Below are 10,159 nucleotides of genomic sequence, written 5' to 3'. Positions count from 1 at the left end.
CGCCGATCGCGTTGGAGCAGTGAGCTGGTCGCGGCGGGGCGTGCAAACCCTGAGGGCGCAACTGGACGGATAGGTGGCTTGGGAGAGAAAAGCTGACGCGACAGCTCGGTGTTGAATCAAAAGTTAGTCTCAAGCTAGCCTTCCCAATAGGCCCACGACGAAACCCATAGGCAGGACTGGATGGCAGGAAAGAAAACCGATACCAAGCGCGCGATCGAGTCCTACGAGCACCGCGACAAAGAGCGCGTCAACAACCCGCCCGTGGGGCTGGTAACGCCCGAGAACGACCCCGACGCCGGCCAAAAGAAAAAGCGCTACGCCTACGACCCCCACCTTGACCCGCAACTCGTCTGGGCGGGCAAGGCCGAGCATACCTCGTTCGAGGTGCCGACTGTCTCCCTGCACGTCCACGAGCGCATCGATCCGCGCACCATCATTGAAGCGGTACGGAAGAAGAACGGCCAAGCCGAACCCGTGCAACTGGGGCTATTCGAAGAAGAACGTAGGGAACCGTTGCGCCAGGCGATCGAGTTCTACCAGCACAAGCACGGGTGGACCAACCGCCTGATTGCCGGCGATAGCCTGCTCGTGATGAACTCACTGCTGGAGAAGGAGGGCCTGGCCGGCAAGGTGCAGATGATCTACATCGACCCGCCCTACGGCATCAAGTACGGCTCCAACTTCCAGCCCTTTGTGAACAAGCGCGACGTCAAGGACGGCAAGGACGAGGACCTGACTGCTGAGCCGGAGCAGATCCGTGCCTTCCGCGACACCTGGGAGCTGGGCATTCACTCATATCTCACCTACCTACGCGACCAGCTGCTGCTGGCGCGGGAGCTTCTGACTGAGAGACACAGCATTCTTGGGGAGAGATGTTCTGTGACAATAGAGAGGGCGTTGATCTATGCCTAACCGCCGCTCATTCAAATCTGACGAAAGTTTCCTGGAAAAGCTGGCCATGGGAGCGGTTGGTGCACGTGCGGTCTTCGAGAATCTGAAGCGTCAGGGCCATCGACCCATCGAACTGGAGCGTGGCTCCATGAGCTACAAGATTTGGAAGAAGATCAAAATCAAATAGCTTCGCGTTCCGGATATCCTCTGTCTGAACTGCGGCAAGCGGTTCGAGTCACGCGCCAAGACCAAACTCGAAATCAGCATGTCGCATTCACTTTCCAAACCGGAGCGCGGCTGGGACAATGGCTTGGCCAACGAAGATTTGGTCGCATTTTTATCGTGCTCAAAATCCGGCGAGCGCCCGATTGATTGGCAGGCGAGCGAACCGATCCAGTTCATAACTGTCGGCGCACTTCGGGAGGCCTATAAAGAAAAACGTGCCGTCTTGAAGAAACCCAAAGGGGAACAAGAAGGCTTCGAAGTGCGCGTAACGTGGCCTTCTGTGATTGCAAGTAGCGATGGCGTTGTCTCCGATGTATCCCCGTCGCGCCTCCAGTTTCGACGCCACACCGATTCCCGCACCATAAGTATCAGTCTGAGGCGTGGTACAGTCGACCTCCAGCCGCTTGTCCAAACCGGTGACCACATTCGCGTGGGACAAATCATTGCTTCAGTTGTGCCGGTTTCCACAGCAATTCCCTGCGTAGCGACGTCTGCGGAAAGCAAGTTCGAGCCGATGCTCACCTCTTTGTCTGTGACCGACCGCTACACCGCCGTAAAGGCTCTCTCGCACATCCAGTCTTCCAACGTTTTACAGGCCCTCCTCGCCCGCATCAACGACGATCGTGAACACATCTACGTGCGGCTCGAAGCCGCCGCTGGCCTTGCACGAGCTGGGCAAAACGACGGTATGCAGTTCATCTGCCGCACGCTGCTTGATGACTACCAATACCTTGAGCATCGTCTCGAAGCCGTTATCATACTCGGCGAAATTTGCGCGCCCGAATCGGTGAAGACGCTAACCAGCGTTCTGCTCGACAAAAGTCAGCACGCTGAAATCCGTGCCGGCGCAGCTTGGGCATTAGGCGAGCTTCAGCAATCGGCAAGCGTTGACGCACTGATTCAGGTTTTCCTCGAACTTACCGAGCCGATTCGCATCGAAGCCGCCCGCGCGCTCCGCAAAATCGTCGCTGCGACCAGCGCGGACATTACAAATGTTTTTACCAACGGCCAAGACGATCAGCGGGCTGGTATCGCTTGGGCGCTGAGCCGTTCGGGCCGTGTCAAGGTGCAGGATCTGCTCCCGCTGATGGTGGACGACGACGCACGTCGGTGGGTTGCTTACATCCTCGGCATGCAGAACAAAGACGCTTTGGTCGGTCAAATCGAAGAGCTCAGCAAACACGATCCGGAGGTCTATTTTGCCGTCACCGTGCTCTGGAAGATTCTCGCGAGCTGGGTTTACAATCTAGAGGAGCTTTGACATGCACCACTCGCTGCCTGCGCCACTCTACACCACGCAATGGGGTGAAGCCCACGTCGGTGATTCCTTTGATCTACTACCGCTGCTCCCGCCGGAGTCCATTGACCTCGTCATCACCTCGCCGCCGTTTGCACTTCAACGCCAGAAGGAATACGGCAACAAAACCGAGGATGCCTACGTGGAGTGGTTGCTGCGCTTCGCCGAACCTATCCGACGTGTGCTCAAACCCTCCGGCAGTTTCGTGCTTGACCTCGGCGGTGCCTACCAAAGTGGTCGTCCTGTCCGATCGCTCTACAACTTCCGCGTCATGCTCCGGCTGTGTGACGACTATGGTTTCTATCTCGCCGAGGAGTTCTTCTGGTTCAACCCAGCCAAGCTGCCATCGCCCATCGAATGGGTGAACAAGCGGAAGATTCGCGCGAAAGACTCCGTAAATACCGTCTGGTGGCTTTCGAAGACCGAGAACCCGAAGGCCGACATCCGGCGCGTGCTTGCGCCTTACTCGGAACGGATGCGCAAACTACTCCAAGACCCTGAAGCTTTCTATCGCCCAAAGAAGCGCCCTTCAGGTCACGACATTAGCACCAACTTCGCCACCAACAACGGTGGCGCAATTCCGTCAAACCTCTTGCAAATACCTAACTCCGAGAGCAACTCCTCCTACCTGCGCTTCTGCGCGACCGTGGGCGTAAAACCGCACCCTGCCCGCTTTCCGGAAAGGCTGCCTTCCTTCTTCATTGAATTTCTCACCGATCCCGGCGACACCGTGCTGGACGTATTTGCCGGCTCGAACACCACTGGCAGCGCTGCCGAAAAACTTGGCCGTCACTGGCTCGCGTTCGAGAAGGAACACGAATATTTAGCAGCATCGATATTTCGTTTCACAGAAGAATGTGGCCACCAAGAAATACAAACTATATGGAAACAGATCAACTCTGGAAAAGTTCCAATACACATTTTATGTGACAAACGGTTGTCTCTGTTCTCCTCTGAGTAGCGTTTAGATACATCGCCTTTCGTGAAGTCATTGAGTTGGATAGGGGACTCGAACACAAACTGGTAAGGATCGCCGGAGTTCGGCAATCGGGTTGCGGGGCATCGTTGATACTGCCGTGACGCCGCCACAGAAAATCACGGCGTATTTCGATTGCAGAAGGGCGAAACCATGAAACTGAAAGTTGATGAGCAAGCCGACGCTTTGTACCTGACCTTGGGTGAGGTGCCGGCAAGTCGTTCGGAAGAGGTCGCGCCTGGCATCATCGTAGACTACGACGACCAGGATCGCGTGGTCGGTATCGAAATGCTGTACTTGTCGAAGCAGGCGCCCCAGACCGATATTCGGCGATTGTTGTTCGAGACCGTTCCGGAAGTCCCCTGAAACACGAAGAGGCTATCACGATGTCCAGCACCACCATCGACCGCCTGATCATCAACTCGCCCTACGAGGAGCTGCGGCAACACAGGCGCTACAACCGCAAGACAAGGCGATTTGAACGGGTCGAAGGCCGCCGCCCGGCAGGATATGAAGTAGCAACACCGTGCGCCCAATCTATCGATGAGCAGGGCATCGAGAGCCTGAAGGTCATAAGGGTGGAGACATGATTGACGAGCAAGCTCTGCAAGCAATTGTGCAACGGATCGTGGCAGTGGCGCAGCCCAGCCGCGTACTTTTGTTTGGCTCCTACGGCCGCGGCGACGCCGACGCTGGCTCTGACCTGGATCTTATTGTGATTGAACCAGAAGTGTCCGACCCGTATGGCGAAATGATCCGCTTGCACAAAGCTGTGGGCTCGATTGGCCCAGGGCTTGATTTGCTGGTTTATTCGGAGGCCGAATACCAACGGCGCAGTCAGGTTCCGGGCACCGTACTGTACTGGGCGCGCAAGGAGGGAAGAGCCCTCTATGAAGCCCCATCTTGAAGAGGCCTGGCGATCCCTGCGCTTGGCCGATCGCGACCTCAAGGCATTTGAAGTTTTGAAAAGAGACCCGGAGGTTCACCCTTCTATCCTCTACTTCCATGCCCAGCAAGCGGTAGAGAAATCTCTCAAGGCGGTCTTGTTTGCCCAACAGATCGAATTTACACGCACCCATGACCTGGTCAAGCTGGCGCGTCTGCTTGGTGACCGGGGCATCTTGTTGCCGGTTGAGGAAGATCAACTCCGCCAACTCAACCCTTTTGCTGTTGATTTTAGCTACGACGACTTCATTGAATTTGCCCCTATTTCCTAGCATGAGATGGCAAGTCTACCCAAAGAGATTCGCTGCTGTGCAACAGAAGAAGTCGGTAATGCAACGGAAAGGGAGAAAAGTAATGGCTAGGACTACGATTGACCGGCTGATAATCAATTCGCCCTACGAGAAGCCACAGCAACTCTTATGCTACGACCTCGAGCCTCGGATCTTTGAACTAGTGGAAAGCCGCTATAGGAATACTTTTATGTCGTTTAGCTCGTTCAATATGGTCAATGTCTGGAATTTCCAGATGTAAAACCTGGCGATAAAGAAACAATAGAGCATTCAAAGCAATATTTTGTGTCGAAGGAGCAACGAGTTTCTTTACTGCCAAATAAGTCAAGTAAGTTTTGATTTTTTCAATGCCCATCTTCCTTGGGAGTCGCTTTTTGTGAAATAGAATAAAGTTTTTGATGTAATAGATGTAGAATTCTTCGTGGAGATGGCCATATGCTTAAGCCGGATGACTTGACGCACTTGGTCAAGGAGCTTGGTCGGTTTAGGTATAGGGCGGTCGTGGTTGTGGGGCATTGGGGATGCTATACTGAAAGAGTCACTACAGTAAATTTTACCGACAAAATCCGGTTCAGCCGAAAATTTTGTATCAGAGGGCTTGCTAGGTGGAAAACGGTGGTGTGGTGTATAGTTAGCCGCCTTTAGTGACATAGACAAGATGACCGCTTGTTACGTATAATCTCTGGGGTACACAGTCATGAGAGTTCCACATCCAATCCCATACCAAGGAAGTAAAAGGCAAATAGCCCATTACATATTGGCCTATTTCCCGCGAGAGATAGGCACATTAATTGAGCCTTTTGCTGGTTCGGCTGCCATTTCCATTGCTGCCGCTTGTTACGGGAAAGCATCTTCTTTTTATCTGAACGATATAAATAGACCTTTGATGGATCTATGGCAAGAGATCATAAATAATCCTCAAAGTGTTGCGACAACCTACGAGCGGCTCTGGCAAGAACAGCGTGCGAACCCAAGACAATTCTACGATTACGTTCGAGACGAATTCAACCGTACACAGCGGCCAGACTACTTACATTATCTTCTGGCAAGATGTGTGAAAGCATCAATAAGATACAACCCTAGGGGGGAGTTTAATCAGAGTCCAGATAATCGCAGGCTAGGCCGAGATCCTAAAAAGATGGCAGATGATATATTTGCAGTTTCGTATTTGTTTCGTGGTAGGACAATAATAACCAGCAAAGACTATAGGGAAGTTCTGTATATTGCTACCAAAAGAGACTTGGTATACATGGATCCGCCATATCAAGGAGTTTGCGATAACGGCGACCCTCGTTATTACAAAGGGGTAGATTTTCAAGAATTTATACAGGCATTGGACTATCTAAATGCTCAAATGATCCCATTTATCTTAAGCTATGATGGGCGCACTGGAAACAAGAAATTTGGTAGAGAATTACCAACTGAACTAGGATTACACCGAATTGAGATCAAAGTTGGGCGTTCAACCCAAGCAACTCTTTTAGGCAGAAACGAGATTACATATGAATCAATTTACCTTTCGAAGTCCTTAGTAGATCGACTAGGTTTTGACCACAATGAAGTTGTTGGGAGAATTGATACCCATCAAGAACTCCAACTTGAACTCATGAAATAGGCAAGTAGAGAAAACATGACTATGTCGCCAGAGGATCAAAGTCGAATAAGAAACCTTATTCCTTCTATCAAGAACAAGCGTGCCCGTGTAGTAATTGAGCATATTCTTCAACATGGGTACATTACGACAGAACAGTTAAAAAAGGATTATGGTTACAATCACCCACCCCGAGCTGCGCGTGACGTTCGAGAAGTGGGCATACCCTTAGAGACATTCCGCGTAAAGTCATCAGATGGACGTTCCATAGCCGCCTACAGATTTGGAGACCTAGATAAAATTCGTAAAGGACGACTTCAGGGAAGAATCGCATTTCCCAAGCAATTCAAAAAACAATTGTATGAACTCGTCCATGGTAAATGCTCTATCTGTTCTGGTGAATTTGAGGAACGTTATCTTCAGGTTGATCATAGAATTCCATACGAAGTAAGTGGAGATACAAATAGCAAAGATTGGAATGCGAAAGATTACATGTTGCTTTGCGGGTCCTGCAACCGCGCAAAGTCATGGTCTTGTGAGCATTGCGAAAACTGGATAAACAAAAAACTACCCCAAGTGTGTCAAGGGTGCTATTGGGCTAATCCTGAGAACTATTTCCATATCGCCCTTAGAGAAGTAAGACGCATAGATATACTATGGAGCGAAGAGGAAGTACAAACCTATGAAAGGTTAAAAGAAAAAGCACAGAGAAGTCAACGTCGTTTACCTGAGTATGTTAAGATGGTAGTACGAAAGCATTTAGATGAAACGTAATAGCGAACTTCCTGCGGCGGCTAACACGCGCTTGCACCTGACGCCGCTCCGCTGCGCTACGCGGCGCAGGTGAAGCGCAGACCGTTGGGAAGTACTTCCGACAAGGTACCAATTATAAAACGCAACTATGACTTTACAACAAGAGATGGCTTCCAAAGCGCAACCGAGGGTGTCCGTTTATCTAATCAAGGCTAAAAAATAACACAGAGCAAGACGGATGAAAATTAAGTTGGATGAGCAGGCAGGCTTGCATCTAAATGTCCCTCTTAAGAGGGTAAAAGTGAATGTTGGTGCTGGTAGCAAAGAAAGGTTTCAATATTTAGTACTTCTAATTAATCGCAACAGGCTAGAAGGCCCAGAAAAGTCCCAGGCCAAGCTCAAAGGTTATTTTGTCAGAGCAAGAGTCGTGACTAGTAAAGGTTGTAGGTGAAGGAGGGCTGGAGCCTAAGATCTAGGTAGTGGCCTCCGGTGATTTTCGGGCTTCCGACCGTCCCGGGATCTTTGTGGAGATTCCGCTGGTCAACCAGATCCGCCCGCGCGTGAAGGCTTGGCGTGAGGCAGGCTACCCGGGTGTGACCAGTATCACCAAGCGGCTCTTGGATCACTGGCGTGACCCTGAGGAGTTCGACAGACGTCGCTTTTTCTTTTGCCAGTTGGAGGCTGTGGAGACGCTCATTTGGCTAACCGAGGCGCCGCCTGCCGAGCGGGTGGGCATTGAGATCCCTGGCGACGGTGGGGACTTTGATCGGCGGTGCTGCAAGATGGCAACTGGTACGGGCAAGACCATCGTCATGGCGATGGTGATTGCCTGGCACATCCTCAACAAGGTGGCGAACCTACAGGACGCACGTTTCTCGAAGAACGTGCTGGTCGTTGCGCCTGGGCTGACGGTCAAGAAACGGCTGGCTGTTCTAGAACCGGCGGGCGCAGGCAACTACTACGAGGCCTTCGACATTGTGCCCTCTGCCCTGCTGGACAAACTGCGGCAGGGCAAAGTGCTGATTCGCAACTGGCACGCCCTAGCCTGGGAGAGCGAGGAACAGATCAAGAAGCGCAAAAGCGTAGACAAGCGCGGCGCAAAGAGTGACGAAGCCTACACCCGCGAGGTGCTGGGTGAGATGGCGAATGCCCGCAACCTGCTGGTGATCAACGACGAGGCCCACCACGCCTGGCGCGTCAACTGGGAGGCGGAAGGTAAGTATCTGCGCCAGCATGGCTTAAAAGACAGCGCCGCAGAAGCCACAGTTTGGGTAGGCGGACTGGATCGTCTGCATCGCTCGCGCGGCATCCTGACCTGCTACGACTTTTCTGCCACCCCCTTTGCGCCCTCGGGAAAAAAGAGCAGCGAGGAGGCGCTCTTCGGCTGGATCGTCAGCGACTTTGGGCTGAACGACGCCATCGAATCGGGGCTGGTGAAGACTCCGCGCGTGGTGGTGCGTGACGACGCCGTGCCGGATGCCAAGACCTACAAGTCACGGCTTTACCACATCTACAACGATCCGGAGGTCAAAGACGACCTGAACCGCCAGGCCAAGCCAGAGGAGCCGCTGCCCGACCTGGTGCTGAACGCCTACTACTTGCTGGGCTACGACTGGCGTGAGACGTGGAAGGCCTGGAAAGCGGCTGGCCTGCCCACGCCGCCCGTGATGATCACCGTCTGTAACCGAACCGAGACGGCGGCGCGGGTGAAACACGCCTTCGACTCACGGCGCATTCCCATCGACGAGCTCTGCAACCCAGAAGGGATCCTGCACATCGACTCGAAGGTGTTAGAAGAGGCTGAGGCAAAGGAAGAGCCCACTGCAGTGGTGGAAGCCTCAGACGAGGCTGAGGATGGGGAAGAGGAAGACGCACCAGTCGAACGTCAGTTGACCAAAGCAGAGCAGGCAGAACGTTTGCGAAAGATCGTAGATACGGTGGGTAAGGTAGGGCAGCCCGGCGAGAAAATCCAGAATGTCATTTCCGTCGGGATGCTGAGCGAGGGCTGGGATGCCAAAACCGTGACGCACATCATGGGGCTACGGGCCTTCACTTCGCAACTTCTGTGCGAGCAGGTTGTGGGCCGAGGCTTGCGCCGCACATCCTACGAGGTCAACCCACAAACGGGGCTGCTCGAGCCCGAATACGTCAATATCTTCGGTGTGCCCTTCACTTTCTTGCCGCACGAGGATAGCGGAGATGGCCCGCCGCCACCACCAACACCCAAGACCGCGGTGGAGCCGGATCCGACCAAAGCAGAGTTTGAGATCCGCTGGCCAAATGTGGTGCGCATCGAGCGCGTACTTCAACCAACGTTGACTCTCGATTGGTCAAAGGTGCAGCCACTAGAACTAAACGCTGCCCAGACACCGCAGGTGGCAGAACTGGCACCAGTTCTTGAAGGCAAGCCAGACGTGACCCAGATCAGCCGCATTGAGCTAGAGCGGTTGGCGCGGGAATTTCGCACCCAGCGCATTATCTTCGCAACTGCCCGGGATGTGTTCGATCAGATGAAGCCAAGCTGGAAAGGCAGTCGCGAAATCTTGCTGGCGCAGTTGGTGCGGATTGTCGAGCAGTTCATTCGTTCTGACCGCATCTTGATCTCCCCACCTCTTTTTTATCAGGATGAACTGCGCCGCCGCCTGATCATCACCCTCAACATGTCACGAGTTGTGCAACATGTCTGCGAGGCGGTGCGGCAGGAGAACACCGAGCGGCTTACTCCAGTCTTCGACCGCGATCATCCCATCAGCTCGACAGGTCAAATGCGCACCTGGTACACGAGCAAACCTTGTGAACGCACACGCAAGTCGCACATCAACGTCTGCGTCTACGACAGCACCTGGGAAGCATCAGATGCCTACGTCCTCGACAACAGCGACGCCGTGAGCGCCTGGGCAAAGAACGATCACCTGGGCTTCGAAGTCCTGTATGTGTATGGTGGCGTAGTACGCAAGTATCGGCCAGATTTTCTTGTGCGGCTATCCAACGGCGACATGCTCATTTTGGAAACGAAGGGACAAAACACCGAACTAGACCGGGTGAAGCAGCGCTATCTGGACGAGTGGACGCAGGCTGTCAATGCCCATGGCGCGTTCGGTCGCTGGCGGTGGAAGGTGGCACGTCACCCTGGCGAGATACGGGACATTCTCTGACTTCCCTCTCCCAGAGGGAGAGGGGCTGGGGGTGAG

Annotated in this window: 12 protein-coding genes; 11 read left to right on the top strand and 1 reads right to left on the bottom strand. The window is 53.3% G+C overall.

The window, feature by feature from the left end; genetic code table 11:
- The first annotated feature begins 180 nt into the window (after window positions 1-180).
- The 8 genes from NW858_RS05030 (at window position 181) to NW858_RS04995 (ending at window position 4,606) form a co-directional block, all read left to right on the top strand.
- Complete coding sequence (locus NW858_RS05030; protein WP_414347233.1) at window positions 181-912, top strand: hypothetical protein; 732 nt, start codon at window positions 181-183, stop codon at window positions 910-912.
- Window positions 905-1,078 (top strand): hypothetical protein, encoded by a 174-nt coding sequence (locus tag NW858_RS05025; RefSeq protein ID WP_414347230.1) that lies wholly within the window; start codon window positions 905-907, stop codon window positions 1,076-1,078. Before NW858_RS05030 ends, NW858_RS05025 begins: the two co-directional genes overlap by 8 nt.
- Before the next feature lie 78 nt (window positions 1,079-1,156).
- The gene (locus NW858_RS05020) at window positions 1,157-2,377 is read left to right on the top strand and encodes a HEAT repeat domain-containing protein (RefSeq protein WP_414347227.1); all 1,221 of its coding nucleotides are present in this window, start codon (window positions 1,157-1,159) and stop codon (window positions 2,375-2,377) included.
- A gap of 1 nt (window position 2,378) precedes the next feature.
- Entirely contained in the window at window positions 2,379-3,374 is a 996-nt protein-coding gene (locus tag NW858_RS05015; RefSeq protein WP_414347224.1) for a DNA-methyltransferase, read from the top strand.
- A gap of 168 nt (window positions 3,375-3,542) precedes the next feature.
- Complete coding sequence (locus NW858_RS05010) at window positions 3,543-3,755, top strand: DUF2283 domain-containing protein (protein ID WP_414347222.1); 213 nt, start codon at window positions 3,543-3,545, stop codon at window positions 3,753-3,755.
- A gap of 20 nt (window positions 3,756-3,775) precedes the next feature.
- Window positions 3,776-3,979: a hypothetical protein gene (locus tag NW858_RS05005; RefSeq protein ID WP_414347219.1), complete on the top strand. Its 204-nt coding sequence runs from the start codon at window positions 3,776-3,778 to the stop codon at window positions 3,977-3,979.
- Window positions 3,976-4,296 (top strand): nucleotidyltransferase domain-containing protein, encoded by a 321-nt coding sequence (locus NW858_RS05000; protein ID WP_414347217.1) that lies wholly within the window; start codon window positions 3,976-3,978, stop codon window positions 4,294-4,296. Before NW858_RS05005 ends, NW858_RS05000 begins: the two co-directional genes overlap by 4 nt.
- Window positions 4,280-4,606, top strand: coding sequence for a HEPN domain-containing protein (locus NW858_RS04995; RefSeq protein ID WP_414347215.1), 327 nt, complete (start codon window positions 4,280-4,282; stop codon window positions 4,604-4,606). Before NW858_RS05000 ends, NW858_RS04995 begins: the two co-directional genes overlap by 17 nt.
- A gap of 178 nt (window positions 4,607-4,784) precedes the next feature.
- Here NW858_RS04995 and NW858_RS04990 read toward each other — a convergent pair whose 3' ends face one another.
- Window positions 4,785-5,033, bottom strand: coding sequence for a site-specific integrase (locus NW858_RS04990; RefSeq protein WP_414347235.1), 249 nt, complete (start codon window positions 5,031-5,033; stop codon window positions 4,785-4,787).
- 288 nt (window positions 5,034-5,321) lie between these two features.
- Here NW858_RS04990 and NW858_RS04985 point away from each other — a divergent pair, with 288 nt between their 5' ends.
- From NW858_RS04985 to NW858_RS04975, 3 genes are all read left to right on the top strand, one after another.
- The gene (locus tag NW858_RS04985) at window positions 5,322-6,239 is read left to right on the top strand and encodes a Dam family site-specific DNA-(adenine-N6)-methyltransferase (RefSeq protein ID WP_414347212.1); all 918 of its coding nucleotides are present in this window, start codon (window positions 5,322-5,324) and stop codon (window positions 6,237-6,239) included.
- A gap of 15 nt (window positions 6,240-6,254) precedes the next feature.
- Complete coding sequence (locus NW858_RS04980; RefSeq protein WP_414347209.1) at window positions 6,255-6,989, top strand: HNH endonuclease; 735 nt, start codon at window positions 6,255-6,257, stop codon at window positions 6,987-6,989.
- A gap of 458 nt (window positions 6,990-7,447) precedes the next feature.
- The gene (locus NW858_RS04975; RefSeq protein WP_414347206.1) at window positions 7,448-10,123 is read left to right on the top strand and encodes a BPTD_3080 family restriction endonuclease; all 2,676 of its coding nucleotides are present in this window, start codon (window positions 7,448-7,450) and stop codon (window positions 10,121-10,123) included.
- Window positions 10,124-10,159: the final 36 nt, after the last annotated feature.

Origin of the sequence: Synechococcus sp. H55.10, assembly GCF_047502715.1 — a bacterium.
Taxonomy (GTDB): domain Bacteria; phylum Cyanobacteriota; class Cyanobacteriia; order Thermostichales; family Thermostichaceae; genus Thermostichus.
Note: the sequence above shows the minus strand (reverse complement) of the source record. Positions and strands in the feature narration are given on the sequence as shown.

Excerpts from the sequence above, each read along its gene's own strand:
- NW858_RS05030 (WP_414347233.1), top strand. The coding sequence starts at position 181 with ATGGCAGGAAAGAAAACCGATACCAAGCGCGCGATCGAGTCCTACGAG.
- NW858_RS05025 (WP_414347230.1), top strand. The coding sequence starts at position 905 with ATGCCTAACCGCCGCTCATTCAAATCTGACGAAAGTTTCCTGGAAAAG.
- NW858_RS05020 (WP_414347227.1), top strand. The coding sequence starts at position 1,157 with ATGTCGCATTCACTTTCCAAACCGGAGCGCGGCTGGGACAATGGCTTG.
- NW858_RS05015 (WP_414347224.1), top strand. The coding sequence starts at position 2,379 with ATGCACCACTCGCTGCCTGCGCCACTCTACACCACGCAATGGGGTGAA.
- NW858_RS05010 (WP_414347222.1), top strand. The coding sequence starts at position 3,543 with ATGAAACTGAAAGTTGATGAGCAAGCCGACGCTTTGTACCTGACCTTG.
- NW858_RS05005 (WP_414347219.1), top strand. The coding sequence starts at position 3,776 with ATGTCCAGCACCACCATCGACCGCCTGATCATCAACTCGCCCTACGAG.
- NW858_RS05000 (WP_414347217.1), top strand. The coding sequence starts at position 3,976 with ATGATTGACGAGCAAGCTCTGCAAGCAATTGTGCAACGGATCGTGGCA.
- NW858_RS04995 (WP_414347215.1), top strand. The coding sequence starts at position 4,280 with ATGAAGCCCCATCTTGAAGAGGCCTGGCGATCCCTGCGCTTGGCCGAT.
- NW858_RS04985 (WP_414347212.1), top strand. The coding sequence starts at position 5,322 with ATGAGAGTTCCACATCCAATCCCATACCAAGGAAGTAAAAGGCAAATA.
- NW858_RS04980 (WP_414347209.1), top strand. The coding sequence starts at position 6,255 with ATGACTATGTCGCCAGAGGATCAAAGTCGAATAAGAAACCTTATTCCT.